Consider the following 26,971-nt stretch of genomic DNA (forward strand, 5'->3'; position numbering starts at 1 on the left):
TATGTTTGTAAGTGTTGTAATGATTACCTATAACCACTCTAGGTACATAAAACAAGCTGTAGAAAGTATTCTTTCTCAAAAAACCAATTTTGAGTTTGAACTCATTATTTCAAATGATAAATCTACAGATGACACCGATGCTGTTATTAAAGAAATATTGGCTGATAACCCAAATGCACATAAAGTAAAATATACAAATCATGAAACCAATCTAGGCATGATGCCTAATACGGTTTCTGCATTAAATAAAGCCGCCGGAAAATATGTTGCGTTATGCGAAGGCGACGATTATTGGTGCGATGATACTAAACTGCAAATTCAGACAGATTTCTTAGAAGCAAATCCTGATTTTAGTATTTGCTTTCATAATGTTTATCTGCTCAATGAAGGAGAGCTTAAGGAAGATAATCGAAAAAAGAAAATTCCAGAAGTCACCACTATTAAGGAACTTGCAAAAAATAATTACATTCATACACCAAGTGTAGTGTATCGAAATAACCTTTTTGGAGCATTACCAGAATATTTTTCATCAGCACCAATTGGCGATTATTTTCTTCATATGCTTAATGCAAAGCATGGAAAAATCAAATACATAGATCAACTTATGGCTGTATACAGAATTCACAATACATCGTATTGGTCTTCTAAAAAAGATGCAGAGCAAAGAATTATAATTATCAAATTTCTGGAAAAACTAAAAACCTATTTTGATTCAGATATTCAAAAGATAATTCATAGACAAATAGAAAAAATTCAATCAAAAGATATGTCGTTTTTCAAAAAAAAGATATACAAAATAAAACGATTTTTCTATAGATGATTTCAGTTTTGGCAGAATTTAAAAGAGATACAAAGTGAAGTCATATTAATTTTAAACGCAAAGTAAGCTAAGGTTTAATTTTACTTTACCATCGAAAACACAAGTTCGCAAAGCAAGATCAACACAAGGCTTTGCGAACTTTTGTTTTTTTTAAACCACTCTTATAAAAAATCTTAACGTACTTTGCGGTAAATTCATTCTTAATTTTACTGCTCTAATGCCTGCTTATAAAGCGGAATCATTTTTTCCTTAAATGCATTCGATCCGAATTTATCAATTGCTTCTTTGGATATTAATTCAGAATCAAACTGCAATTCTTTATTTATAATTTTAATTACATTCTCGGCAACTGCATTAAAATCTTTAACGGGCACAACAACTCCGTTTCTATCATTCATAAATTCATTTATGCCGCCGCATTGTGTTGTAACAACAGGAACTCCCACAAATAAAGCCTCTAGAGGAGAAACTCCAAAAGTTTCGCAGATACTTGTAAAAACAAAAACATCTGCTTTTTGCAGCGCCGAAACAATCTCTGTTTTTGAAGCTATTTTTACTATTTCTATTTGAATATTTTTAAAGTCAAAACTCGAAATTAATTCATTGACTTCTTCTTGAAAATCTGTTCCCCACGCGTTAATCCCGATCCAGGTAAATTTAATTTTTTGATTGTTTAAATTATCTATAACTTTCAAAGCTTTTAAAGTCGTAATTTGATCTTTTACAGGTGTATATGCGCCAACTGTTAAGATTTCGAAATAGTCGCTTTGTGTTTTATTTTTGTGGTTAAATAGTGTTTCATCAACTGTATTACCAACATTTACAAATTCTCCAAAGAAGTGATTATTTGCAAACTGCCTGATCAAATCGTCGCTTACAACCAAATTAAATTTTGATTTTGAGAATATTGCATCAAGCTTTTTTATCTTTTGCCTGTTTACTTTTTTTAAGGTGAACTGATTGTGTTCTGTTATTAAAAACGGAATTTTATATTCTTCGTGATAACTTAAAGTCCAAAATGCCGCATCGTAAATACTTTGGGCATGGAGCAAATCAACAGAAATATTATTTTTCTTCAAATAGTTATTTAAAATCCTAAACGCTTTTCTTTCGATTAATTTTAGAAAGTAATTATTTTTAAAAAGCTTAAATACCGGATAATATATATACAACAGCGTTATCTTATTCTCATGAATATCTTTTTCTATTTTATATATTTTCTTGAAATTTTTAATTTTAAATTTAACCGGCCTGAAGTTTACAAGAGTAAAGTTAAAATCCTCACTTAGTAATAATGCCTGATCCATAAAAAAACTTCCTAATCTTAATTTATAATCAAGCCAGGAACATACCATTAAAATATTCTTCTTATTCTCCAAATGAATCAATTTAAAATTCTATTTTTCTTGCAGGAACTCCAAAAACAGTAGTATTTTCTTTTACATTTTTTATCACTAAACTTGCAGCACCCACAACAGCTCCTTTCCTAACTGTAATATTTGGTAAAATAGTAGATCTAGTATTTAAAGTAACTTCTTCTTCCAGAACTGCAAAACCACCTGTAAAACTATAAGCATTAAGGTGCGACCATTTTCCGATTTTAGAATCATGACCAATAGCAACAAATCCCTGAATGGTTACATAATTTCCTATCGTGCAATCGTTACTAATATTAGAATACATAAACGCAATTAATCCGTTACCAAGCTTTACATTAGAATGAATGATTACTGTAGGATGTATTAAATTAATAAAGGTTCCGTTTTTGCTTTCTATCAGCTCGATGTAGTGTTTTTTCCATTTTACACTTCCCAGAGCACAGCAAAAAACATCGTTTTCCTGAATTGTATAATCTTCAACATTGCCAATAATTTCAGGATAGTTCTCAAAGCCATCCAGAGCATCTGCTTTATCATCCAAAAAACCTTTTACTGTAAAGTCTTTTTGATATCCCGCACACTGCAATGCCAGATTATAAACCTCACGGCCGTAACCTCTTGCTCCTATTATAATTAAGTTCTTCATTATTCTATGGTTAAATTGCAGGCTGCCCAGGAATATCCGACTCCAAAACCTGCCAGAATTAGATGCTGTAAATTTTCTAATTTACCTTCTTTTAATGCTTCGTACAATGCAATTGGTATGGTAGAAGAAACCGTATTACCACAATTCTCCATACTGATATAGAATTTCTCTTCCGGAATTTTTATTTTCTTTCTTAAATAATTCAGCATGTATTTATTGGCCTGATGAAAAACAAATAAATCAATTTGATCCTGATCTAAATTTGCTTTTTCCAGCATTCCTTTTATTAGTATTGGAACAAATTCTCCTGTAAAATTAAAGATTTCGCTTCCGTTCATAAACAAATTTTTATCGTTTCGAACGTTTCCAAATTCATCTTTAATGTCTTCATTATCTTCTAAAACAGGAAAACGCATGCCACCTTGTTTCACGATTAAGTTTTCAGCGCCTTTACCGTCAGTTCCAAAAACAAAATTACCAATAGAACAAAAACCTTTTTCGGCAGATATTAGTGTCGCAGCGGCCGCATCTCCAAAAATAGTTTTATTGCTTTTATCTTTCGGATGTATAAATTTTGAATATGTCTCTGAAGTAATCAGCAAGATGTTTTTTGCCATTTCTCCGGCAATCAAACCTTTTGCTAAACTTAAACCATACACGAAACCAGAACATCCCAGATTATAATCTAATGCTCCTGTGGTGGTTTCCAAACCTAATTTTTCCTGAATAATACAGGCTGTTGTAGGCAGGAAATAATCTGGACTTTGTGTACAGAATAATAAAAAATCTATTTTTGAACGATCAATATTATGTTCCTTAAATAATTTTTCTGCTGCTTTTACGGCCATATCCGATGAAAACTCATCTTTGGCACTTATATGTCTTGAATTGATTCCAGTTTTAGAACTGATTTTTTCGATATCCCATTCCGGAAATTCCTGATTAATCAAATCATTAGATAAAATTTCTTCAGGCAGGTAATAGGAAATAGCTTGAATATTAGCTTTCATGCTGTAAAAATTTTAAATATGTTTTCTGAAAATGATGCACACGCTCTTCTTCATCAGAAAGTTTTCCTGACAAATTGGTATGTCTTACGCCTTCTTGAACCAGCTGGCAAACTGTTTTATCTTCATCAAATACTTGTCTGTTGAAATTGATTAATGATTCTTCAAAACCTTTAATTAAAACAGTTTTTTCGGCAGGATTTTCTGTTGCTGTTGTAAAAACGTGGCTTGTAAATCTTGAAATATCAGAAGTTATTGGCTCTATAACAGAATAATTAAATGATATTCCATGTGTAGTCGATATTAATAAATTAGGGAAAATAAGTATGTGCTTATAACCTCCAATATCATAATTTCTAGGCAGGAAATGTGAATTTATTTTTTTATAAACTCCTTTATCTTTTACAATATTTAAGTCACTTGTCCAGCTTGAGTTTTGCGCATCAAATTCAAAATCTAAACCTGAAGGTTCAAGTTTTGCTAAGGTTTCTGCATGAACCAAACCTACATGATAACTTTCTAATGTGTTTTCTACAATAACTTTCCAATTTGCTTTTATTTCCATTGAATTAATATCCAGCCTTGTCCCTAAAGACAAAGACATTTCTTTTAATTCATTATAAAAAACTCCAATAAAGTCTTCCAGCGGTTCGATATTTTCGTTTATGGAAATAAAACATAAATTACCACAAAAAGAAACTTGAAATTCTTTCAGTTTCATTTCGCAAAGTTCTTCTTTTGAAAATTTCTTGAATAATGGTTTTTTCGGAATTCCACTCGGAATTCCATCTTTATCATATGCCCAGCCGTGATACGGGCACATTAACGGTCTATTGCCCGACTGCTCCTGCTGAATTATAGAAAATCGATGCGAACAGACATTCAGAAAAGCCTTAATATTCCCCCTTACGTTCTGAATAACAATTGGTTTGCCTGAAATTTTAACCGTCACAAAATCATTGTCATTCTCAAAATCAGATCTAAACCCAACAAAATGCCACACTTTATTAAACAACATATTGCTTTCCTGAGCAAAAATATCATTGTCATAATAATGTACAGCGGGTATATTTGAATTCATATTTTTTATTTCAGTGTAAATCCTCCGTCAATAACTAAATCTGATCCTGTCATCCATTTACTTATATCGCTGAGTAAATACATGATTAATCCTGCAACATCTTCTGGCTGTCCATATCCTAAAGGATATTCTGCTTCTGCCTTTTTTAATTCTTCATCAGAAACGACGTGAGCTGCTTGTTCTGTCATTGCTGTTTTGATAATTCCAGGACTCACACTATTGCATCGTATGCCTTGTGAAGCTAATTCTGAAGCTAAAACTTTTGAAAAAGCACTTAATGCAGCTTTAGATGCGGTATACATTGCAGTACCCGGAACTCCCAATTTTGAAGAAATAGAAGAAACAAAAACGAGCGATCCTCCTTTTTTCAATAATTTGTTTTTCATTAGTTTTTGACTCAAAACTACATTACTATCAAAATTTGTGGCAAAAACCGAATTTATTTTATTTTCATTTAAGAATTTAACTGGCAAATATTCTACTACACCTGCATTAAAAACAACACCATCATAAGCAGTACTTTCACTAATTAATGAGGTCAAATTTGCAGCATCAGATAAATCGATAACATATATTTTATGGCCGTCACCTGCTAATAAAGCCAATGTTTCTTCAAGTTTTTGGATGTTTCTTCCAATAATAGTAAGTTTTGCGCCCAACTCAGAAGCCGTAATGGCAATTTGTCTTCCTATTCCCGAAGAAGCACCTGTAACCAATATATTTTTATCTTGTAATGTAATCATATTAAACTTCTATTAATTCTAAACACTCTATTTTACAATCTTTTGCGAACATTGTGCCCCATGACAAACCAACTCCAAATCCGCACATGATTAGATTTGACGGCTTATTTAAAACGGCTTCTTTTATTTCAGAAACTATAGTTAAAGGGATCGTTGCGGAAGAAGTATTTCCGAAATTTTTTAAGGAATAAGGAACTTTTTCTATCGGAAGTTTTAATTTTTTTGCAATCATTTTGTTCATCATCATATTAGCCTGATGAAAAACAAAATAGTCAACCTGATCTTTGTCAATTTCAAACGCTTCAATTAATTTATTGACTGTTTTTGGACCTTGAGTTATTCCAAAACTAAAAACATCCATACCATCCAAAACCAGATCGCAGGCACTTCTTTCAATACCTTTTTCTATGGTTTGAACTTTCAATGAATCATTGTTGATTCTATTTCTTGATCCTCCGTCGGGAACAATTATTGTTTTATAACCCGATCCATCAGAACCTAAATCAAAAGACAATTGTGCATTTGCAGCAAATTCGAGAGCCGTTGCAGATCCTGCATCGCCAAAAAGAGGAAGTGTGCTTTTGTCTGTTTTAGAAATGATTTTGCTTATTGTATCTCCTGCCAGCAATAATCCTTTTTTTATTCCTGTTGTCTGCATCATTCCTGACAAAATAGACAAACCATAAACATAACCAGAACATCCTAAAGGCACATCAAAAGCAATACAATTTGTAGACAATCCTAATCTATCCTGAAGTATTGCAGCAGAAATAGGCAAAATATAATCGGAAGTCTGAGAAACAAAAACTAATATTTCTATCTCTTCTTTCTGCCAATTGAGTTCTTTAATTAATTTTTCGGCTGCTTCACAGCATAAATCAGTAGTGCAGATTTCATCAGCTGCAATTCGGCGTTCTTCGACTCCGGTTACATCAATAAATTTCCGAACTTCTTCTTGTGTCAATATATCTAAATCAATATTGCGTTCTGTTTGTTTTGGAACACAGCATGATATACCTTTTATTGCAATATTATTTACCGAAAAAACAGCCATTTTAATTATGCTTTATTTTTGATTATTTCAAAGATATCATTTAATGAATTTGAAGATTTAATATCATCTCCTGTCAATTTTACTGAGTATTCTTCGTCTGCCATTGCAATTAATGACAAAGCTATCAACGAATCCCATTCATCTAAATCTCTAAAAACAGTTTCTTGTTGAATTAATGCTGCATCTGTATCTTCTAATATATCTGCAAAATTTTTCAAAAAAGTGTTGATTTCCATAGTATTATTAAATTTGTTTTGAGTTTATTAAGCCTGTTTTATATAAAAATCAAATGAAGCAATTTATTTAATTCAATAAAAAATATTCTTAAAATATTGTCTTTCAGAGAATCAAGGTATTCAATTTTATATAATTCCTCCTTATGCTGATTAATCAGCATTCTTTTGTTATTTTTACCCCGCAAATATAACAATTGTTTACCCTCAAAGATTAATTAAACGCACTAAATCCATAATTAAATGATTCCAGTAACCAAAACCTTTTTACCTCCACAAGAAGAATATAATTCTTATCTGCAGCGTGCATGGGACAAAGCTTGGCTTACAAATCGCGGTGAACTAACATTAGAACTCGAAGATAAACTTAAAAATTATTTAAACGTTCCTTATATTACCATTACTAATAACGGTACAATGCCTTTGCAGATTGCATTAAAATTATTTGGTAAAGGAGGAGAAATAATAACTACACCATTTTCTTATGTAGCGACATCTGCAGCAATAGTCTGGGAAAATTGTACACCAGTTTTTGTAGATATTGACCCGGAACATCTAACGATAGATGAAACTAAAATTGAAGCTGCAATAACTCCAAAAACAACTGCGATTCTGGCAACTCATGTCTTTGGAAATCCGTGTGCTGTTACCGCTATAGAAGTTATTGCAAAAAAACATAATATAAAGGTTATTTATGACGCGGCGCATTGTTTTGGCGTTACCTACAATAACGAATCTGTTTTTAAATTTGGTGATGTAAGCACTTGCAGTTTTCATGCTACAAAATTATTTCATACCGGAGAAGGCGGTGCCATGTTCTGCAATGACGAAGAAACACAGCATCAATTATTTTACAGTCATAATTTTGGACATAACGGTCCGTTAGAATTTCACGGGCTTGGAGTAAATGCTAAAATTTCAGAACTGCAGTCTGCTATGGGATTAGCACTTTTTCCTTATATGGAGCATATTATTACGGAGAGAAAAAAGGTAACTGATTTTTATAACACTAATTTGAATTTTAAAAATCTTAAGACTTTAAAAATAAGAGAAAATACAGAATGGAATTACAGTTATTATCCTTTAATCTTTGATTCAGAGGAAACTTTACTGCGTGTTCAGGAAGCATTAGGGAAAGAAAATATTTTTCCAAGACGTTATTTTTATCCTTCATTAAATACCATAAATTACATAAGCAGCAATACAATGCCAGTATCTGAATCTATTGCATCAAGAATAGTTTGTCTGCCTTTATATGTTGGTCTTTCCTCAGAAGATTTAGAAAGAATCACAACAATCATAAACAGACTAACATCTTAATAATCAATAAATTTTAAATATTTACTGAGTTTTTTATCAAATAAAATTTACTATTATGAGTCAAGATATCAACCAAGAAATCGCAAACGCCTACGAAGTTATCAAAGAAGGCGGTATTATACTTTATCCAACCGATACTGTTTGGGGAATTGGCTGTGATGCTACAAATGCAGAAGCGGTTGCTAAAATTTACAAACTCAAACAGCGTGCAGAAACACAAAGTATGATTGTTTTGATGAATGGTGAAAAAATGATGTATAATGTTTTTAAAAACATTCCAGAAGTGGCTTGGCAGATTTTAGATTTATCTGAAAAACCAACAACTTTGATTCTGGACGATGCACGAAATGTTGCACCCAATATTATCGCTGCTGATAAATCTCTTGGAATCAGACTTGTTAAGGAACCGTTTTGTTTTAAACTGATGGAAAGAATGAAAAAACCTTTGGTTTCTACATCTGCAAATATTTCTGGTCAGCCCACTCCTATTGCTTTCAAAGACATTAGTCCAGAAATTATAAAAGGTGTTGACTATGTTGTAAAATTAAATCAGGATAAAATAGCCGGAAAACCTTCTACAATTATCAAATTAACAAACGATTCTCAAGTCAAAGTGATCCGTAAATAAATTCAATTGATAATTCATAATTGATAATTGTCAATTGTTAATTGTCAATTGTTAATTGTCAATTATCTTCAAATTGTTTTTAAACCTTGAATAAGCCAGTCAATATCTTCTTTTGTGTTGTAATGGCTGAATGAAATTCTAAGATTTGGCAGCTTCAAGTCTTCTTCAGAAAGCATTTCCTTAAGCACATGAGATGGTTTTATACTTCCAGACTGGCAGGCGCTTCCTCTTGAAACCGCAATCCCTTTCATATCTAAGCTAAACAAAAGCATCGAAGTTTTATCTGATGAAAAAGGCAGTATAATATTGATAATATTGTAAAAATCATCTTTTTTTCCGTTGATTCTGAAACCAGGAAAATTAATTTCAAGCTGTTCGATCAAATACATTTTTAAATCGAAAATATAGTCTCTTTCCTGATCTAGATTTTCGTAAGACAGCGTTAAAGCTTTAGACATACCAGCAATTTGATGCACTGCTTCTGTTCCTGCACGAAGGCCTTTTTCCTGTTCTCCGCCAAAAATTAGAGGCTGTAATCCTGAGTTTTTTCGAATAAAAGCAAAACCAACACCTTTTGGACCGTGAAATTTATGTGCACTTGCCACAATAAAGTCAACCGGAGTAGTTTGCAGATCTATTTCTGTTTTCCCTACAGATTGTATTGTGTCAGAATGAAATAATGCGTTATACTGTTTACAAATAGTACTTACTCTGTCCAGATCTAAAATTGTTCCTGTTTCGTTATTAACATGCATTAAACTTACTATTGTCTTTTTTTCGTCAGACAATAAATTAGACAGATGTGTTAAATCAATTGATCCGTCAGGTTTTATATCGACATAATCAATCTGAATATTGTAATCTGATTCTAAAGCCAAAGAAGCATATAATACTGCATGATGTTCTATTCTAGAAGTAATAATACGCTCCACTTTAAGATCTTCTACTGCAGAGCGGAGAATCCAATTATCTGCTTCTGTTCCTCCAGAAGTAAAAATAATTTCCTGAGCTGTACAATTTAAATGCTTAGCAATACTTTTTCTGGAAAGTTCTAAAATTGTTCTGCCATTTCTGCCAAAACTATGTGTAGAAGACGGATTACCAAAATCTTCTGCCATAATTTTAGTCATCTCTTGGATCACTTCTGGTCGCATGGCAGTTGTAGAGGCATTATCTAGGTATACTTTTTTCATTAATGCAAAGTTATGAAATATCAATTATGAAATCTTAAATATCATTTGCCAAATTTTTCACTATTTTTGACCCCAAATAAATTTAAGATGAAAAAATATGCAAGCCTTCTATTGTTCGCGCTGTTACTAAATGGGTGCGACGATGGTGATTTAGTAGTAGATACAATTGATTTTGCTTCTGTAGAACCTGCAAGCTGTGGTATACCTACAGGGACTACTTCAGGCAACAGCTTAATTTATAAACTTAAAGATCGAGAAGCATTTTTATTGCAAATGCCGATAGGCAGCGGATTAATAGAGAATGACAGTACGTATACTTATGACATTAACAATACTTCATACCGTCTTTTGTACAGAGCTTATGATGGTGCAGTTGCAACCGACAATTTATGCAGTACAATACCTCCAAGTACACCTAAAGTAACAGAAGAATGGATTGCAACAGGCGGAAAAATTAAAATTCAGTCAACGACAACTATAGGCGACGGTCCAATCGAGGGAAGTACGCGAGTTACAGGATATTCTCATACCATTTTCCTTAACGATATAACATTTCTTAGACCTTCGGGATCACAAACAAATGAACAATATAATTTCGGAACTTACAAAACTACAATAACGCCTGCTAACCTAACATTTAACGATATCAATGTAGCTTATAATTGTGCCGAAAGAAAAGAAATCTACAATTATAACAATTCATTTTATATTATGATTGAGAATATTTCTGATGATATGTTAGTAAATGTTGAAACTGAAACTGGTAAACCAAGAACTTATGATATTACTACTTCTGGAAATAATAAAGTGTTTTACAGAACAGCAGAAGCTGGAAGCGGTACTATTACAAATAACTATTTCTGCCCTACCAGAGCAACTACGCCAACTATAGGAGAAGAGTGGAAAGGACTTCCGGTTTATGAAAATGTAAAAGGAACAATTGAAGTTACAACAACAAAAAATGCTCAGATCTATTTTCATGCCATAGTACTTAGAAACGTAGTGGTACAAAAAGAGAATAGTAAATTTAAACTGGGTAATAATTTTGTCTTAGGAACGATAACTAAAACAGCACAATAAACTGATGCGTTTTTACTGAAAATAAATTTTAAATTCCTACAAAAAAACGTCCGTTTTTCGATACTGATTCAAAATGTAATCAGTGAGAAAAACGGATGTTTTTTTATGCTTTATAACGAAAAAATAGGATCGAAAAAATATTCTATTTATTGTTCTGTCTAATATAAACTTCTGTCGCACCCAAGCCGTATTTTTGATAATTGGCATCCTGAAAATCTATTCCGTCATAACGTCCCAATAAAAAGTCAAGTTCTGCTTTTAGAATTCCTTCGCCGACACCATGTATAAAAACGATTTTCGGAATCCGGTTTCTAATTGCAAATTCGATGTGTCTTTTTGCCGTTTCGGTCTGCAGTGTTAAGATATCATAATTAGACATACCGCGCTTATTTGGCACAAGTTTTTCTATGTGCAAATCAAATTCCGGAGCAGCTATTTCGCGTTTGTCTTTGCGTTCTTTTACAAAACTCCTTGGTTTTGGTTCCGTTTTCTCTTTTACGATTTCATCTAAATTAATTCTTTTAATAGAATTCATTAAATTACTGGAGTCTTGAATCTTAAGCAGTTCATTGACAAAAAATGTCATCATAAAACCATCCTCAGTTTCGATCAAAACTTCTTTGTTTTTCACAGAAACTACTGTTCCGTTTATGGCTTCGTCTAAAACAGAAACCTTATCTCCTTTATTCAGCATCGTTATCTTCTTTATCTTGATTTTTACTGGGCGTTTTTGCACTGAGCTGCATCATTCCAAACATAAAAACTACAATAGCAATTACGGTAATATATACATTTTTCTGTTCAGACACCTGCTCGTATAACGCCACCGAAATAGCAAGTATCATTATTATGATTTTTAAAGTTTTCATTTTTTTATTCTTAGGATTTCAAAAATAAGAAACTTTAAAACAGTACTTCTTATTTCTATCTTTATTGTTTCGTTTTTTTGTAAATTGTAAAAAATAATCAAAGTGAGTTTAGAGAAATTTATGATTCCGTGCTTGTTCAAAAAACTGTTCGGAATTGAGTGTTTAGGATGCGGTTTTCAGCGCTCTTTAATCCTACTTTTTCAAGGTGATTTTTCAGCCTCTTTTAAGATGTATCCGGCTGTTTTTTCTACCTTATTATTTTTCGGATTTGCAGCACTTCACTTTTTAGATAAGTCCAAAAACTATCAAAAAATAATTTGGAGAACTGCGTTTATAAATATCCTTTTTATGCTCGGCGGCTATTATTATAAACACTTTTATCTTTGATTTCTACACCAGATTATTTCTTGATCTGATCTAAAATATCATTCATCATTTCGATTTGTACTTTCTGTATTTCTATTAATTCCTGCTGCTGATGCATAATTAAATGATCGATTTTATCATGAATCATTCTTATCTCTAATTCAGATTTCAGATTGATCATATAATCTTTTTTAGCACGACTTCTGTCTTTTTCTTCCTGACGATTCTGACTCATCATAATTACCGGAGCCTGCAAAGCGGCAACGCAGGACAATATCAAATTGAGCAGTATAAATGGGTAGGGATCAAATCCTTTATTGGTCAAAATATATACATTTGAGCCAATCCAAATTACTATAAAAACAACAAACGAAATAATAAAAGTCCAGCTTCCTCCAAAATCAGCGACTTTATCTGCTATTTTTTGACCAAAATTCCTCACCTCTTCCTCATCTTCCACAATACTTACAATCGATTTATCTTCTTTTAAAGATGAAACCACATTTTGTTCTAAATCTGATAATGCTCCAATTTCTGCAGACAAATAATTAGAAACATATTTTTGTCGGTACACATTTAGCTCCTGCACACCAATACAATCTTCATCACAAAAAGATGGAAAATCTTTAATAATTAATCCCAAAATTGGATCATGAATAGAATTTCCGCATATCTTCTCACTTTCGGGGAAAGACTGATCAGAAATAGCACTTTTAAAAGTCAAATTATTTTTCATTTTTTTTGTAAATTTTACAGGCTAATTTACGCATTTTAACCTCGTACGAATAAAATAATACCTAACTCGTTAGATTTCTTTTATTTATCACAAATAGAATTCTCAAAACAAAATATCTTTAGTTAATTGATGGTCGTATTTATAAAAAACAACTTAATTTTAGCGTTTTAAATTATCCATTCATTTTATACGATTGTGACGAGAAATTCCATCATACAAAATATTAAAGCTTTAAAGAGCCATTCTAATATAAATTACGGCATAAAAACCAAAACAGAAGACTTTACAGAGAAGCTTTTTTACACCCTTTTTGACTCTAATGCAGTATTGGACGAAAGCATTAATGAACTTGAAATACGCTTTAAGGAAATTGCTGTTTTAGCATGCCAAAAACCAGAAAACTTATGTGAATCTATTTGGGACAGATTCCTGGAAAAATTACCTGCTGTTTTAGAAAAACTTAACGAGGATGCTGCTTATATTTTAGAAAATGACCCAGCATCTAACAGTATCGATGAAGTTTATTTAGGTTATCCCGGTTTTTACGCCATTGCTATCTACAGATTAAGCCATGAGCTTTACCTCCTTGACTTATTATTGTTTTCGAGATTAATGAGCGAGTATGCGCATAGAATTACAGGAACAGACATTCACGCAGGTGCAGACATTGCTTCGCCGTTCTTTATAGATCACGCAACCGGAATTGTAATTGGCGAAACAACGGTTATTAAAAAACATGTAAAAATTTACCAAGGTGTAACTTTAGGAGCTTTGAGTGTGAGTAAGGAAATGAAAAATGCAAAAAGGCATCCGACTGTAGAAGCCAATGTCTGTATTTATGCTAATGCTACTATTTTGGGCGGAGGCACCATTATCGGAAAAAACAGTATAGTTGGAGGAAATGCATGGATTACAAAATCGATTCCGGAAAATTCTATTGTAACCAATACTACCACGACTGAAGTTAAAATAAAAGAAAAAAAATAATATGAGTCCACAGAAACTGATAAACCTAATTGGAAATACTCCATTGATGGAAACCGTCAATCTGGTTAAAAATAAAAACGTGAAGCTTTTACTTAAACTCGAAGGAAACAATCCGGGAGGCAGTGTAAAAGACAGAGCAGCTTATAATATGATTGTCGCAGCGCTGGAAAGAGGCGAAATAAAAAAAGGAGATAAATTAATTGAAGCAACAAGCGGCAATACCGGAATTGCACTGGCTATGATTGCACAGTTATTTCAGATAGAAATAGAATTGGTATTACCAGAAGATTCTACTAAAGAACGTACCCAGACTATGCGTGCTTATGGCGCCACAGTTATTCTAACGCCTGCAGAAGACGGAATTATCGGATCTAGAGATTATGCCGACAAGAAAGTAGCGGAAGGAGGTTATCTGATGCTGAATCAGTTTGCCAACGAGGACAATTGGAAAGCACATTATAAAACAACCGGACCAGAAATCTGGAATGATACCGAAGGATCTGTAACACATTTTGTTTCGGCAATGGGAACTACAGGAACTATCATTGGTACTTCGACTTATTTAAAAGAAAAAAATCCAAACATTCAAATTGTAGGTGCACAGCCTAGCGATGGATCTCAGATTCCGGGAATCCGAAAATGGCCTCAGGAATATTTACCGAAGATTTTCGATGCTTCAAAAGTAGATACAGTTGTAGATATTAGTGAAGAAGAAGCAAGAGAGATGACAAAAAGATTAGCACTAGAAGAAGGCGTTTTTGCAGGAATGAGCAGCGGAGGCTCTGTCGCCGTAGCTTTAAAAATTGCAGAACAATTAGAATCTGGCGTAGTTGTAGCAATCATCTGCGATCGCGGTGATCGTTATTTATCTTCGGATTTGTTTGACTGATAAAAGATACTGAGGTGCTAAGGCTCTAAGTTTTTTTTAGACTCTGAATAAAATCTTAGCACCTGAGAACTCACAACAACAAAAAAAACTTAGTAACTCAGAACCTTAGCAACTTAGCACCTTAAAAAAATGAACTACAGAAAACTTGGAAAAACCAATTTTAATATTTCAGAAATATCACTTGGCACTTGGCAGGTTGGAGGAAAGTGGGGATCTGTTTTTAATGATAAAACAGCAGACGAACTTTTGAATACTGCAATAGACAACGGCGTTAATTTTATTGATACTGCCGATGTTTATGAAAACGGATTAAGTGAAACCGCTGTTGGAAGAGTTGTTCGTTCTCGTTCTGAACGTATTTATGTAGCTACAAAATGCGGGCGTCATATAAATCCGCATGTTAATGAAGGTTATCAGCCAAAAGTGCTTCAAAAATATGTCGAAGACAGTTTAAGAAGAATGAATTTAGAAACGCTGGATTTAATTCAGCTGCACTGTCCTCCGACCGAAGTTTACTACAGACCTGAAATTTTTGAAATGTTTGATCGCTTAAAAGATCAGGGCAAAATTTTAAATCTAGGCGTAAGTGTAGAAAAAGTAGAAGAAGCTCTAAAAGCTATTGAATATTCAAATGTAACTACGGTTCAGATTATTTTCAATTTATTTCGTCAGCGTCCATCACAATTATTTTTCTCCGAAGCCAGAAAAAAAGATATCGGAATTATTGCCAGAGTTCCTCTCGCAAGCGGACTTTTAACAGGTAAATTTGATTCGAAAACAATCTTTGATACGCAGGATCATCGCAACTTTAATCGTAACGGAGATGCTTTTGATAAAGGCGAAACTTTTTCTGGTATTGATTATGAATTAGGATTAAAAGCTGTCGAAGCTTTAAAAGCATTATTCCCCGAAACAGAAAATCTTGCACCACTTGCTTTACAGTGGATTTTGAGTTTTGAAGATATCAGCTGTATTATTCCGGGTGCTTCTACAGAAAGCCATGTTAAATCTAATTTATCGGTTTATGATTTGCCAGAATTAAGTCCCGAGAAGATTTCGGCTATGAATCACATTTATGAAGAATATATAAAGCCTTCAGTACATCAGCTGTGGTAGTTTAAGTTTGGCAACGCAACCTTTTTAAACTTTTTCACTCTTATATAAAACTAACCATTACATCATTAACCATGAAAAAATTAAGTTTTATATTATTAGCAATTTGTTTTGCATTTGCATCGTGCAGCAATGACAACGAAAGCACGATGGAAGAAGATTCCGCAAGACTGGATAAAATGTACGATGACATTGTCGCTTACACTCAGATCAACTCTACACCTTGCAGTAATCCTGAAGAATGGGGTTTTATACAATCACAAAATAATTCATGTGGAGGAAATGCAGGATATATTGCTTATTCAAAAAAAATAGATTTAAGCATCCTTCAAAAAAAGATTGAGAATTATGGGAAGGCTAAAAATTCTTTTTACATAAAATGGGGAATTTTAAATGATGTCTGCCAATGGAAAGCACCACCAACTAATGTAGAATGTGTAGATGGAAAACCAAAATTAATTTTTGGCGATCTTATTTCCTAAAATATGTTTCTTTTACATTCATATTATTACATAGACTTCTTAATAATATGAATGTAAAAAAAGTATTTATTGATCAAATTCAATTCTAAATTCAGCACCTTTATTTTTACCATCGCTTGCTGCGGTCAATCTGCCTTTATTTTTTTCGATGATCTTTTTACATAGATACAAACCTATTCCTGTAGAAGATTCATTTGCAGTTCCTACACGGCTCATTTTGGTAAATTTTTTAAACAATTCTTCGATCTGATGTTTATCAAAACCTACGCCTTTGTCTGCAACTGTAATTTTTATAATTCCTTTTTCGTTAAAGATTCTAACTTTAATTTCACTGTCAAAATAAGAAAATTTTATAGCATTGCTGATCAAATTAACCAAAACCTGAACCAATAAACCTTCGTCAATTCTAAGATTAGCTTCTACAAGTTCTAAGCTCATGCTTAGTTTTATATTTTTATCCAATAAGCGTTGTTCTACTTGTTCATTAATAAAAGGCAGAATATTAGGAAACACAATAGTTTTAACTTCAAAATTGGCTTTTACAACCTTATCCTGTTCATTTAATAATTTAATAAAATTGTCAATGTATCTAAATTGCAGATTGGTCGATTCGCAGATTAATTCTGCCATGCTAGTTATCGACTCTGAAGGATTTTCGCTGATAATTAATTTTGCAAGACCCTGCGGATTTCCGGCAAAATTTTTCAAATCATGCGAAAGCATATAAATCAGATCTTGTTTTTCGTTTATAAAACTCTCGGCTTCAAAAATAGATTCCTGAATATTACACATCAACAAACCAGCTTCGTCTGTATATTCGGTTGGTAATAAAGACAATTTTCTAAAATTTCTGTAATCATCTAATGATTTTGATGCAACCGCAATAGGTTTTATCAGTTTATGAAGAACCAAAAGTGTCAATGCCGTTGCCAGCAGTGTCATTATTAGTGCAAAAACTAAAATTGATGTAGAAGAAATATCATTTTTAAAGTAAAGAACAAAAAATAAAATTCCGATCAAGGGAATATGAATGCCTATAAATGCAACAAACAAAAATTTGAATGCATAACTTTTTTTGAGAAAGCTAATTTGCGATAGTTTGTGATAGAGCTGCATAAAAAAAAATCAACAATTAGTAGGTTAAAAAATGTCTTTTTTTGATTTTATTACACAAACATAGTCAACTTTTGAGGTTAATTGATCTACTGTTTTAAAGAATTTATAAAATATTTTGAAAATTAAATTTGTAAAAGTTTTCAAAGGCTTATTTTTGCGCTATGGGAAGAAAAAATACAGACAAAATTGTCTTTCATCAAATTCAAGTTCTGGATGCTGGAGCAAAAGGTGTATCGGTAGCAAAGGCGCCGGACGGTAAAGTAATCTTTATTCCAAACGTAGTTCCTGGTGATGTTATTGACATACAGACTTTCAAAAAAAGAAAGGCTTATTACGAAGGAAAAGCCGTAAAATTTCACGAATTATCAGAACACCGTATAGACCCGATTTGTGAGCATTTTGGTGTTTGCGGCGGCTGCAAATGGCAGAATATGAAATACAGCCAGCAGCTGTATTACAAACAAAATGAAGTTAAAAATCATTTACAGCGAATTGGGAAAGTAGAACTTCCTGAGTTTGAAACAATATTAGGTTCTGAAAAACAGTTTTTTTACAGAAATAAAATGGAATTTTCGTTTTCTAACAGCCGCTGGCTAACAGAAAAAGAAATAGAAAGTACAGAAGATTTAGGCAACAGAAATGCCTTAGGATTTCATATCCCGAAAATGTGGGATAAGATTCTTGATATTACAAAGTGTTACCTGCAGGAAGATCCTTCAAATGCAATTCGTAACGAAATCAGAGATTTTGCAAACGAACATAATCTGGCATTTTTTAACCCGAGAGAACATTCAGGATTATTGCGTACTGTAATGATTCGTACAGTTTCTACAGGCGAAATCATGGTTTTGATTCAGTTTTTTGAAAATGATAAAAAGAATAGAGAGTTAATTCTGGATCATTTATACGAAAAGTTTCCACAGATTACTTCTTTACAATATGTGGTAAACTCAAAACCAAACGATACCATTTACGATCAGAACATTATATTATATAAAGGAAGAGATTATATTCTGGAAGAAATGGAAGGTTTAAAATTTAGCATTAATGCAAAATCTTTTTACCAGACCAATTCAGATCAAGCGTATGAATTATATAAAATAACACGTGATTTTGCAGGTCTTACCGGAAACGAAACTGTTTATGATTTATATACAGGAACTGGAACAATTGCGCAATTCGTTTCTAAAAAAGCGAAGAAAGTAATTGGTGTAGAAAGTGTTCCTGAAGCTATTATAGATGCCAAAGCAAATGCCGAACGCAATAATATAGACAATTGTGAGTTTTTTGTTGGAGACATGAAAGTAGTTTTTAACGAAGCTTTTATTGCACAGCACGGAAAACCAGATGTTATTATTACAGACCCGCCGAGAGACGGAATGCATAAGGATGTAATAGAACAAATTATGAAAATTTCTCCTAAAAAAGTAGTTTACGTAAGCTGTAACTCTGCTACACAGGCAAGAGATTTAGCATTAATGGATGAAAAATACAAAGTTACACGTGTTCGTCCAGTCGATATGTTTCCGCAGACGCATCATGTCGAAAATGTTGTACTTTTAGAACTTCGATAACATCAAAATAAATATGAAAAAAATAATTTCTTTTTTATTACTTTTTACTTTCGGTTTATCCAGCTGTGAAAAAGATGATATTTGCGATGCAGATACTCCAACAACTCCTCGACTTGTAATTTCATTTTATCTCTACAAAGATCCACAAACTGCTGCAAATGTTAAAAATCTTAAAGTAATTGGAGAAGGTGTTGAGAGCGGAGAAGGTATTATTTTTAACGAAAATGGTACTGATGTTACTAAATATCTAACTAATGCGTCTACAATTTCAATTCCGCTAAGAACAGATGCAGACACTGTTACCTACAGCTTTATTTTAAACTCAGGAAACACAATTGCAACCAATACTGATATTCTAACATTCAATTATTCTAGAAATACAGTATATGTATCCAGAGCTTGCGGTTTTAAAACCACTTTCAATCTGCTTACGAACAATCCTGCAGGTAATCCGCCTACAACACCTTTTGTACGCACAGATAGTCCGGCCGCAGATGGTTTTTGGATGGAAGCTGTTCAAGTAATCGAATCTAACATTGAATCAGAAAATGAAACACACATTAAAATACTTATATAGTTTTTGCTTATTGTTTTCAATGTTTTTAGTAAAAGCACAAGACACAACAGCAACAGCTCCGCCGGAAGAAATTGCCCTGAAAAAAACGAAAACAGAAGCTGTTAAAACTGCTAAAACTGCCAAACCAGTTATTCAGAAAGCTGTAAACGACAGCATTAAAATCAAAACAGATCGTTATGGTCTGCGTGTAGGTGTCGATTTGTATAAATTGACAAGAGGCTTTTATGACAAAGATTATAAAGGAATAGAGGTTGTAGCAGATTTCCGTTTAACAAAAAAATACTATTTAGCTGCCGAGCTTGGGTTTGAAGATAAAACTACAGACGACGACAGATTAAATTCAACTGCAACCGGAACGTATATTAAAGGAGGTTTTGATTATAATTTTTACCAAAACTGGCTCGATATGGAGAACGTGATCACAATTGGTTTACGTGGTGGTTTCAGTACCTTTAGCCAGCAATTAAACAGCTATAAAGTTTACAATCCAAATCCATATTGGGGAGAACAGCCGTCAATTATTTCAGAAAGAAAATATGATGGTTTAACAGCAGGATGGGGCGAGGTAGCTGTAGGATTAAAAGCAGAAGTTTTTAGCAATTTCTTTGTTGGATTTGGCGTACAGCTTAAACTTTTAGTAGCAAACAAAAAACCGGATGATTTTGACAATCTATACATTCCAGGTTTTAATAGAACTTATGACGGAAATTTTGGTGTAGGTTTCAATTACACCGTTTCATACTTTATTCCTATTTTTAAGAAAAAAGTTGTTACACCAGAAATTACAAAGAAAGCCACTCCTAAAAAATAGTTTTTTTTTAGACTCTTAAGATTCTGCTTTAATGCAATTCTAAGATTTTCATAAAAATAAAAAGTCTCAAATTCATAAANNTTTATGAATTTGAGACTTTTGTTTTAAGACAGTTTTAAAAACTTCTTCCTATCCTATTTCTCTAATTCCCTTTATGAAAATCCATTTCATAAAAAGTTTCTCACCATCCTTTGTTTTTACAGCCTGAAATTTAGGCCCGATTATAGTGGCCACCACAAAAGAAGTCAACGGAATCCAAATTCCTGATAGTCCTGTATACATTGCAATTATATATCTTCCTAAGATAAATAAAATTGCAAAACTTCCTAATTGGTATAAAAATCCTCTTACTTGTAGTTTTGTCATTTTTTTTAAGTTACTAAGGTTGTGAGGTTCTAAGACGCTAAAATTTACTTTAGCGCATATTACCTAACCTTAAATTATTTATTATGAAAAAAGAAACCTGATACTGATAAAACCTTAGAAACTTAGCATCTTAGAATCTCAGAACCTTAGATTTGAAACTTCGTTCTCTTGCTTCCTTCGTACATTTCATATTTTACTAATCTGGCTTCTAGACTTCCGTTAAAAAGTTTAATTTTTCTTGAAGGTTTTAGCCCAACAAATTTTAAAGCTTCAAGATTTGCTGTAATAAACCAGGCATTTGTTCCCGGGTAATTTTTCTTCAAGGTGTCACCGATATTTTTATAGAATTCTTCCATGTGAATATCTAAACGCTCATCATACGGCGGATTAAATACAATGTGAAGCTTTCCTTCTACCGCTTTTTCACTATCAAAAAAGTTATCTTCAGAAATAGTTACATAATCCTCAAGATTAGCATTTCTAATATTATCTTTTGCTTTATTTACAGCACTTGGCGCTTTATCAAAACCCTTAATAGTATAATGAAATTCCTTTGTTTTTTTCATCAAACTGTTTACAATCTGATCAAACAAATCGTTGTCCCAGTCTTTCCATTTTTCAAAAGCAAATTCCTTACGATTTATATTTGCAGGAATATTACAAGCGATCATTGCAGCTTCAGCCAAAAAAGTTCCAGAACCGCACATCGGATCTAAAAAGTGACTTTGTCCTTCCCAGCCTGATAATAAAAGAATTCCCGCTGCCAAAACTTCGTTTATTGGTGCAATATTCGTAGCGGATCTGTAACCACGCTGATGCAAAGAGTTCCCAGAAGTATCTAAAGCCACAGAAACCTGATCTTTGTCAATATGAACATTAATCCTTAAGTCAGGAAAAGCTTTATCAATACTTGGACGCTGCCCTGTTCTTTCTCTAAATTGGTCTACAATAGCATCTTTACATTTTTGCGAAACAAATTCAGAATGATTAAAATAAGTTGAATGCACTGTCGCGTCAATCACAAAAGTCTGATTAGCATTTAAAAGTTTAGACCAGTTTACTCCAGAAATCCCTTTGTACAAAGCCTGCTCATTATTTGCTCTAAAAGAATAAATAGGTTTTAAGATTTTTAACGCAGTACGCAGTGACAAATTGGCTTTATACATAAAACCTTTATCTCCCTTAAAACTTACCATCCTTACCCCTTTCTCAACATCCTGAGCTCCCAGAGCACGCAATTCATTCTCTAATATTTCTTCAAAACCAAAAAAACATTTGGCAATCATTCTAAAATTTTCTTCCATCTTTATTTTTGTATTAAAAAACAACTCCAATCGCAGACACAAAGCAGTACATCTGTACACTCAAAATTGATTATAAGGTATCGCAGCGAAATAGTTATTTTTCGGCAAAAATACACTAAATTTGCGGTACTTTGAATTAATTGAAATAGAATAAATGTCTGAAGCACAAAACTCATCCACACCAAATCAGGAACGAAATACAGAAAACTGGTTTACTTCATGGTTTGATACTCCGTATTATCACATTCTTTACAAAGACCGAAACTACAGAGAAGCCCAGATTTTTATGGATAATCTTACGCATTATCTTAATCTTCCCGAAAAAGCAAAAGTGCTGGATTTAGCCTGCGGAAAAGGGCGTCATTCCATTTACCTAAACCAATTGGGTTTTAATGTTTTGGGTGCCGATTTATCTGAAAACAGTATTACCGAAGCTAATAAAAACAGTAACGAACATCTTCATTTTAAAGTTCACGACATGCGCGAACCTTTTGAAGAAAAGTTTGACGCTATTTTTAATCTTTTTACCAGCTTTGGTTATTTCGAAAACGACGAGGACAACCTAACAACACTAAAAGCGATAAAAGAAAGTTTATCCGAATATGGTTTTGCCGTAATCGATTTTATGAATGTAAATCAGGTTATTGAAACTTTGGTTCCCGAAGAAGTAAAAACCGTTGACGGAATCGATTTTAAAATCAAAAGATATGTTGAAGACGGACATATTCTAAAAGAAATTGATTTTGAAGATCAAGGCCAAAAATATCATTTTACCGAAAAAGTAAAAGCCTTGACACTTAAGGATTTCGAAGATTTAATGAACGAAGCCGGAATTTTTCTACTGGATATTTTTGGAGATTATAAACTCAAAAAATTCCACAAAACCGAAAGCGAACGATTAATCATGATTTTCAAATAGGCTTAATCGTTTAAAAAACAAACAATTAACCAATTTAAACAAATCAACGATTACACCAAACAAAATGAATTACTTACTACCCTTATTTTCTGTACTTTTAGGATATGGCGTGGCTTTGTTTATTAAACCCGAAAACAAAACCAATTTAAAATTACTGCTGGCTTTTAGCGGTTCTTTTTTGTTATCGTTAACTGTAATGCATCTTCTTCCAGAAGTTTACAGTTCTCACAATCATAAAATTGGCTTGTTTATAATGGTTGGAATTTTGTTTCAGATCATATTAGAATTTTTCTCCAAAGGAGCAGAACACGGTCACGTACACGGCCATGCAAAAATGTCTCAGATTCCGTGGCTGCTTTTTATCAGTTTGTGCATTCATGCCTTTTTAGAAGGTTTTCCCGTTAGCCACCATCATGATTTAGCACTCGGCATAGCCATACATCATCTGCCTATTGCTGTAATTTTAACGACATTTTTCATCAACGCCGACTTAAACAAAAAAGCCATTTTTGCTTTTATGCTCACTTTTGCCGTTATGACACCGCTGGGAACAGTTGCTTCTGATTTCCTACCTATATTAAACGATTATTATACAGAAATAACAGCTATTGTAATTGGTATTTTATTCCACATTTCATCAACCATAATTTTTGAAAGCAGCGAAGGACACAAATTCAACATTGCCAAAGTTTCCATGATCGTTCTCGGTATATTATTGGCATTCTTTTTATAATCTGGGCGTGACCAAATTTACAAAAGGCGCTATTTAATTAACCGCTTATATGCGCCTTTAGCAAATCCGGTCGGGCTATCCGTGCTACTTCGGTAGCTTACTCCTATCCCTCACGCAAAAACTCGTTAAAACCAGACGATTTCATTGTTAAAAGCATTAAAAACTTTGTAACTTTGGGACCAGACAATTTACAACCAAAAAACACAATGACCTTTACAAAAACCACCGAACAATCTTCAAAATACGAACATTTAGAAAAAATGTCAGTTCAGGAACTGCTGACCAATATTAATAAGGAAGACAAAACTGTTCCTGACGCTGTAGAAAAAGCGATACCGCAAATCGAAGCGCTGGTAGCACAAGTTGTGGCTAAACTAAAATTAGGCGGCAGAATCTTTTACATTGGCGCCGGAACATCCGGACGTCTAGGCGTTGTAGATGCATCAGAATGTCCTCCGACTTTTGGAGTTCCATTTGATTTAGTAAACGGAATTATCGCCGGCGGTGACACAGCCATTCGTCGTGCAGTAGAAAATGCCGAAGACAATGCAACGCAAGCCTGGGTCGATTTACAAGCACATACTATCGGTGCAAATGATGTAGTAATTGGAATTGCAGCTTCTGGAACAACTCCGTATGTTATTGGCGGGTTGGAAACTTGCAATCAAAATAATATTTTAACTGGATGTATTACCAACAATGCAGAAAGTCCTCTTGCATTAACCGCAAAATTTCCTATTGAAGTTGTTGTAGGACCAGAATTCGTTACTGGAAGTTCGAGAATGAAAGCCGGAACTGCACAAAAATTGGTTTTAAACATGATTTCGACCGCAGCAATGATCCAGCTTGGAAAAGTAAAAGGAAATAAAATGGTCGACATGCAATTAAGCAATATTAAATTGGTTGACCGAGGCGTAAAAATGATTATGGGAGAAATTCCGGTTTCATATGAAGAAGCGTCAGAATTATTAAAAAAATACGGCAGCGTGAGAAATGCTGTTGATAATTATAATAAGTAAAGCTTTGTGTAAAATGGGAGATCTGAACTGCTCATTTTAACCACAAAGTTTGAAGGTTTTTGGCAGAGTTTAACTTGAAACTAAAAAACTTAAAACCTGAAACAAAAGACTTGAAACAAAAAACAAATGGCAACAAATAAAGAACTACTCGGAAAAGGAATTAAATATTTAACAGGAGCGCTTCCGCTTATGTTTATAGGTCCTTCGCTAATTTATAACGCTTTTATGAATCAGCATACCAACTGGCACTATCTTGTGTTAGGAGTTGGAATTGCAGCCTGTATTAGTTCAATGGTTTTAATTTTTCTAGGATTGAAAATTATTATGAAAGGTTTATTTAATGACTAATTTATCTTCCAAATAACCTTTCAGGTTTAATCATTTACATTTTTAATCTTTATCCAAACATTCATGGAAAGTCTAATTCACATTCAGAAAACATTTGAAAAAGTTGTTTACATAGACAAAAAAATAAACAATCGAGAGTTTGAAGATTGTGTTTTTAAAAATTGCGACTTTTCGAACAGTAATTTTGGTTACAATACTTTTTTAGACTGTGAATTTATTGACTGTAACTTATCAATGACAAGTTTAGCAGGAACGAGTTTAAAAAATGTCACTTTTAAAAACTGTAAACTTTTAGGAATTGCGTTTAACGAATGTGACGACTTTTTATTTCAGGTTTATTTTGAAGAATCTACTTTAGATTATGCCTTATTTTCGAATAAAAAAATGCCTAAAACCAAGTTTATAAATTCTTCTGTACGCGAAGTAACTTTTATTGGAACCAATTTAACGAGTTCAGTTTTTGATAATTGTAATCTGGATGGCGCTATATTTAATGAAACGCAGCTTTCCGGCGTTGATTTTAGAACAGCTTATAATTATAAAATCGATCCGGAATTTAATCCGATGAGAAAGGCACAGTTTTCAAATCAGGGAATTGTCGGACTTTTAGATAAATATGATATTAAGATTGTTTAAAAAAAAAATTAAAATAAGCCACGAATTCCACGAATCAACACGAATTGAAAAATTAATCATCTCTATTAAAAAAATTAGTGCGGATTTGTAAAATTAATGGTGAAAAAATAAAATAATAATGGAAGCAACTGAATCTTATTTAGAAAGTGTTAAAAAACAATTTCTTTATTATAAAATGTTGGGCGAGAAAGCAATGGCGCAACTTGAGCCCGAACAGCTTTTTATTTCTGTAAACGAAGATACAAATAGTATTGCAGCAATTGTAAAACATATTTCAGGAAATATGCTTTCGCGATGGACAGATTTTCTAACTTCTGACGGCGAAAAAGAATGGAGAAACAGAGATGCAGAATTTGAAAATGATTTACAATCTAAAGAAGAAGTAATTCTGGTCTGGAATAAAGGCTGGGATGTATTTCTTGACACATTAAATAGTTTAAAACCAGAACAGCTTTCAGAGATTATTTATATCAGAAATGAAGGCCACACTGTTATTGAAGCCGTAAATCGTCAATTGGCACATTACCCGTATCATGTCGGGCAGATCGTTTTTTATGCCAAACAGTTAAAAAATAGTTCTTGGGATAGTTTATCAATTCCGAGAAATAAATCAGGAAATTACAATGCTGAAAAGTTTGCTAAGGAAAAAGAAATTAAGAACTTTACAGACGATGAACTAAAAAGATTAAAATGATAGAATTTCATTCTGATTTAGGCGGACTTTGGTACTGGATTTTAATTAAATTCTGCCGTACAAAATTATCTGATGAACAAGCTGATAAAAACAGAAGACGAAATTTATTTTTTCTGAGTTTTCTAAATATCCTTTTGTTCATTATGATTTATTTTGTGGTTTATTCGATATATTTCTAGCCCTGATTGCAATGAAAATCCTTTTTATTTTTCCTTTAAAAATAAAAAGATTGAAATGGAAAGCAGGAA

At 32.9% G+C, this 26,971-nt stretch carries 33 protein-coding genes; 19 read left to right on the forward strand and 14 right to left on the reverse strand.

All coding sequences use genetic code 11. The features are described 5' to 3' along the window. Position 1: 1 nt before the first annotated feature. Positions 2 to 820 carry a glycosyltransferase gene (locus B0A68_RS18510; RefSeq protein ID WP_051892544.1) on the forward strand — a complete coding sequence of 273 codons (819 nt, stop codon included), beginning with the start codon at positions 2 to 4 and terminating at the stop codon, positions 818 to 820. A gap of 206 nt (positions 821 to 1,026) precedes the next feature. On the opposite strand, the gene B0A68_RS18515 is transcribed toward B0A68_RS18510, so the two are convergent. Genes B0A68_RS18515 through B0A68_RS18545 form a run of 7 tightly spaced genes read right to left on the reverse strand, consistent with a single transcriptional unit; the run spans position 1,027 to position 6,966 of the window. Continuing rightward, positions 1,027 to 2,199, reverse strand: coding sequence for a glycosyltransferase (locus B0A68_RS18515; RefSeq protein ID WP_123947526.1), 1,173 nt, complete (start codon positions 2,197 to 2,199; stop codon positions 1,027 to 1,029). Positions 2,200 to 2,209: 10 nt separating this feature from the next. Continuing rightward, entirely contained in the window at positions 2,210 to 2,845 is a 636-nt protein-coding gene (locus B0A68_RS18520; RefSeq protein ID WP_035683726.1) for a PglD-related sugar-binding protein, read from the reverse strand. Continuing rightward, positions 2,845 to 3,855 carry a 3-oxoacyl-ACP synthase III family protein gene (locus B0A68_RS18525; RefSeq protein WP_035683727.1) on the reverse strand — a complete coding sequence of 337 codons (1,011 nt, stop codon included), beginning with the start codon at positions 3,853 to 3,855 and terminating at the stop codon, positions 2,845 to 2,847. Before B0A68_RS18525 ends, B0A68_RS18520 begins: the two co-directional genes overlap by 1 nt. After that, positions 3,845 to 4,933 (reverse strand): aromatic ring-hydroxylating oxygenase subunit alpha, encoded by a 1,089-nt coding sequence (locus B0A68_RS18530; RefSeq protein WP_051892546.1) that lies wholly within the window; start codon positions 4,931 to 4,933, stop codon positions 3,845 to 3,847. The genes B0A68_RS18525 and B0A68_RS18530 overlap by 11 nt, the downstream gene beginning before the upstream one ends. A gap of 5 nt (positions 4,934 to 4,938) precedes the next feature. After that, a complete protein-coding gene (locus tag B0A68_RS18535; RefSeq protein ID WP_035683728.1) occupies positions 4,939 to 5,676 on the reverse strand; it encodes an SDR family NAD(P)-dependent oxidoreductase in 738 nt (245 codons plus the stop codon). Position 5,677: 1 nt separating this feature from the next. Beyond that, a complete protein-coding gene (locus B0A68_RS18540; RefSeq protein WP_035683729.1) occupies positions 5,678 to 6,730 on the reverse strand; it encodes a 3-oxoacyl-ACP synthase III family protein in 1,053 nt (350 codons plus the stop codon). A gap of 5 nt (positions 6,731 to 6,735) precedes the next feature. Then, positions 6,736 to 6,966, reverse strand: a complete 231-nt coding sequence (locus B0A68_RS18545; RefSeq protein ID WP_035683730.1) for a phosphopantetheine-binding protein — start codon at positions 6,964 to 6,966, stop codon at positions 6,736 to 6,738. A gap of 240 nt (positions 6,967 to 7,206) precedes the next feature. Between B0A68_RS18545 and B0A68_RS18550 the strand changes: the two genes are divergently transcribed. Both B0A68_RS18550 and B0A68_RS18555 read left to right on the forward strand, forming a co-directional pair. Beyond that, complete coding sequence (locus tag B0A68_RS18550) at positions 7,207 to 8,283, forward strand: DegT/DnrJ/EryC1/StrS family aminotransferase (protein ID WP_035683732.1); 1,077 nt, start codon at positions 7,207 to 7,209, stop codon at positions 8,281 to 8,283. Between the two features lie 55 nt (positions 8,284 to 8,338). Beyond that, positions 8,339 to 8,911: an L-threonylcarbamoyladenylate synthase gene (locus tag B0A68_RS18555; RefSeq protein WP_035683734.1), complete on the forward strand. Its 573-nt coding sequence runs from the start codon at positions 8,339 to 8,341 to the stop codon at positions 8,909 to 8,911. A 68-nt stretch (positions 8,912 to 8,979) separates the two neighbouring features. Here B0A68_RS18555 and B0A68_RS18560 read toward each other — a convergent pair whose 3' ends face one another. Further along, a complete protein-coding gene (locus B0A68_RS18560) occupies positions 8,980 to 10,104 on the reverse strand; it encodes a cysteine desulfurase family protein (RefSeq protein WP_035683735.1) in 1,125 nt (374 codons plus the stop codon). Between the two features lie 87 nt (positions 10,105 to 10,191). Here B0A68_RS18560 and B0A68_RS18565 point away from each other — a divergent pair, with 87 nt between their 5' ends. Next, on the forward strand, positions 10,192 to 11,184 hold the full coding sequence (locus tag B0A68_RS18565) for a hypothetical protein (protein ID WP_051892548.1): 993 nt from the start codon (positions 10,192 to 10,194) through the stop codon (positions 11,182 to 11,184). Positions 11,185 to 11,326: 142 nt separating this feature from the next. Here the strand turns inward: B0A68_RS18565 and B0A68_RS18570 are convergent, their stop codons facing one another. Both B0A68_RS18570 and B0A68_RS18575 read right to left on the reverse strand, forming a co-directional pair. Further along, positions 11,327 to 11,878 (reverse strand): Smr/MutS family protein, encoded by a 552-nt coding sequence (locus tag B0A68_RS18570; protein ID WP_035683736.1) that lies wholly within the window; start codon positions 11,876 to 11,878, stop codon positions 11,327 to 11,329. Next, complete coding sequence (locus B0A68_RS18575) at positions 11,868 to 12,053, reverse strand: hypothetical protein (RefSeq protein ID WP_035683737.1); 186 nt, start codon at positions 12,051 to 12,053, stop codon at positions 11,868 to 11,870. Before B0A68_RS18575 ends, B0A68_RS18570 begins: the two co-directional genes overlap by 11 nt. Positions 12,054 to 12,173: 120 nt before the next feature. Here B0A68_RS18575 and B0A68_RS18580 point away from each other — a divergent pair, with 120 nt between their 5' ends. Further along, positions 12,174 to 12,440 carry a DUF2752 domain-containing protein gene (locus B0A68_RS18580; RefSeq protein ID WP_240475277.1) on the forward strand — a complete coding sequence of 89 codons (267 nt, stop codon included), beginning with the start codon at positions 12,174 to 12,176 and terminating at the stop codon, positions 12,438 to 12,440. A 13-nt stretch (positions 12,441 to 12,453) separates the two neighbouring features. Here the strand turns inward: B0A68_RS18580 and B0A68_RS18585 are convergent, their stop codons facing one another. Continuing rightward, entirely contained in the window at positions 12,454 to 13,155 is a 702-nt protein-coding gene (locus tag B0A68_RS18585; RefSeq protein ID WP_035683740.1) for a DUF1003 domain-containing protein, read from the reverse strand. A gap of 195 nt (positions 13,156 to 13,350) precedes the next feature. Between B0A68_RS18585 and B0A68_RS18590 the strand changes: the two genes are divergently transcribed. The 4 genes from B0A68_RS18590 to B0A68_RS18605 all read left to right on the forward strand — a co-directional run bounded on the left by B0A68_RS18590 (position 13,351) and on the right by B0A68_RS18605 (position 16,626). After that, on the forward strand, positions 13,351 to 14,142 hold the full coding sequence (locus B0A68_RS18590; protein ID WP_035683742.1) for a serine O-acetyltransferase: 792 nt from the start codon (positions 13,351 to 13,353) through the stop codon (positions 14,140 to 14,142). Position 14,143: 1 nt separating this feature from the next. Beyond that, complete coding sequence (gene cysM, locus B0A68_RS18595) at positions 14,144 to 15,031, forward strand: cysteine synthase CysM (RefSeq protein WP_035683745.1); 888 nt, start codon at positions 14,144 to 14,146, stop codon at positions 15,029 to 15,031. Positions 15,032 to 15,160: 129 nt separating this feature from the next. Further along, entirely contained in the window at positions 15,161 to 16,147 is a 987-nt protein-coding gene (locus tag B0A68_RS18600; protein WP_035683748.1) for an aldo/keto reductase, read from the forward strand. Positions 16,148 to 16,218: 71 nt separating this feature from the next. Further along, positions 16,219 to 16,626: a hypothetical protein gene (locus B0A68_RS18605; RefSeq protein WP_035683750.1), complete on the forward strand. Its 408-nt coding sequence runs from the start codon at positions 16,219 to 16,221 to the stop codon at positions 16,624 to 16,626. 66 nt (positions 16,627 to 16,692) lie between these two features. Here the strand turns inward: B0A68_RS18605 and B0A68_RS18610 are convergent, their stop codons facing one another. Beyond that, a complete protein-coding gene (locus B0A68_RS18610; protein WP_240475241.1) occupies positions 16,693 to 17,679 on the reverse strand; it encodes a sensor histidine kinase in 987 nt (328 codons plus the stop codon). Positions 17,680 to 17,903: 224 nt separating this feature from the next. On the opposite strand from B0A68_RS18610, the gene rlmD reads away from it, so the two are divergent. From rlmD to B0A68_RS18625, 3 genes are read left to right on the forward strand one after another with little or no spacing between them, the layout of a single operon-like run. Next, the gene (gene rlmD, locus B0A68_RS18615) at positions 17,904 to 19,316 is read left to right on the forward strand and encodes a 23S rRNA (uracil(1939)-C(5))-methyltransferase RlmD (protein ID WP_035683754.1); all 1,413 of its coding nucleotides are present in this window, start codon (positions 17,904 to 17,906) and stop codon (positions 19,314 to 19,316) included. 13 nt (positions 19,317 to 19,329) lie between these two features. Beyond that, positions 19,330 to 19,893 carry a DUF6452 family protein gene (locus B0A68_RS18620; protein WP_035683756.1) on the forward strand — a complete coding sequence of 188 codons (564 nt, stop codon included), beginning with the start codon at positions 19,330 to 19,332 and terminating at the stop codon, positions 19,891 to 19,893. Then, positions 19,865 to 20,704: a DUF6048 family protein gene (locus tag B0A68_RS18625; protein WP_035688040.1), complete on the forward strand. Its 840-nt coding sequence runs from the start codon at positions 19,865 to 19,867 to the stop codon at positions 20,702 to 20,704. The genes B0A68_RS18620 and B0A68_RS18625 overlap by 29 nt, the downstream gene beginning before the upstream one ends. 129 nt (positions 20,705 to 20,833) lie before the next feature. Here B0A68_RS18625 and B0A68_RS18630 read toward each other — a convergent pair whose 3' ends face one another. Both B0A68_RS18630 and B0A68_RS18635 read right to left on the reverse strand, forming a co-directional pair. Next, a complete protein-coding gene (locus B0A68_RS18630) occupies positions 20,834 to 21,070 on the reverse strand; it encodes a hypothetical protein (protein WP_035683759.1) in 237 nt (78 codons plus the stop codon). Between the two features lie 146 nt (positions 21,071 to 21,216). Continuing rightward, positions 21,217 to 22,374, reverse strand: a complete 1,158-nt coding sequence (locus B0A68_RS18635) for a THUMP domain-containing class I SAM-dependent RNA methyltransferase (protein WP_035683760.1) — start codon at positions 22,372 to 22,374, stop codon at positions 21,217 to 21,219. A gap of 154 nt (positions 22,375 to 22,528) precedes the next feature. Between B0A68_RS18635 and B0A68_RS18640 the strand changes: the two genes are divergently transcribed. The 7 genes from B0A68_RS18640 (at position 22,529) to B0A68_RS18670 (ending at position 26,902) form a co-directional block, all read left to right on the forward strand. Continuing rightward, positions 22,529 to 23,293: a class I SAM-dependent methyltransferase gene (locus tag B0A68_RS18640; protein ID WP_035683762.1), complete on the forward strand. Its 765-nt coding sequence runs from the start codon at positions 22,529 to 22,531 to the stop codon at positions 23,291 to 23,293. Between the two features lie 64 nt (positions 23,294 to 23,357). Then, positions 23,358 to 24,026, forward strand: a complete 669-nt coding sequence (locus B0A68_RS18645; RefSeq protein ID WP_035683764.1) for a ZIP family metal transporter — start codon at positions 23,358 to 23,360, stop codon at positions 24,024 to 24,026. Positions 24,027 to 24,232: 206 nt separating this feature from the next. Further along, entirely contained in the window at positions 24,233 to 25,045 is an 813-nt protein-coding gene (murQ, locus tag B0A68_RS18650; RefSeq protein WP_035688042.1) for an N-acetylmuramic acid 6-phosphate etherase, read from the forward strand. A 126-nt stretch (positions 25,046 to 25,171) separates the two neighbouring features. Continuing rightward, entirely contained in the window at positions 25,172 to 25,393 is a 222-nt protein-coding gene (locus B0A68_RS18655) for a DUF6095 family protein (RefSeq protein WP_035683767.1), read from the forward strand. A 63-nt stretch (positions 25,394 to 25,456) separates the two neighbouring features. Then, positions 25,457 to 26,029 carry a pentapeptide repeat-containing protein gene (locus B0A68_RS18660; RefSeq protein ID WP_035683769.1) on the forward strand — a complete coding sequence of 191 codons (573 nt, stop codon included), beginning with the start codon at positions 25,457 to 25,459 and terminating at the stop codon, positions 26,027 to 26,029. Positions 26,030 to 26,147: 118 nt separating this feature from the next. Then, positions 26,148 to 26,723, forward strand: a complete 576-nt coding sequence (locus tag B0A68_RS18665) for a DUF1572 family protein (RefSeq protein WP_035683770.1) — start codon at positions 26,148 to 26,150, stop codon at positions 26,721 to 26,723. Further along, positions 26,720 to 26,902 (forward strand): hypothetical protein, encoded by a 183-nt coding sequence (locus tag B0A68_RS18670; RefSeq protein WP_035683773.1) that lies wholly within the window; start codon positions 26,720 to 26,722, stop codon positions 26,900 to 26,902. Before B0A68_RS18665 ends, B0A68_RS18670 begins: the two co-directional genes overlap by 4 nt. Positions 26,903 to 26,971: the final 69 nt, after the last annotated feature.

Source organism: Flavobacterium reichenbachii, from assembly GCF_002217435.1.
GTDB classification, from domain to species: Bacteria; Bacteroidota; Bacteroidia; order Flavobacteriales; family Flavobacteriaceae; genus Flavobacterium; species Flavobacterium reichenbachii.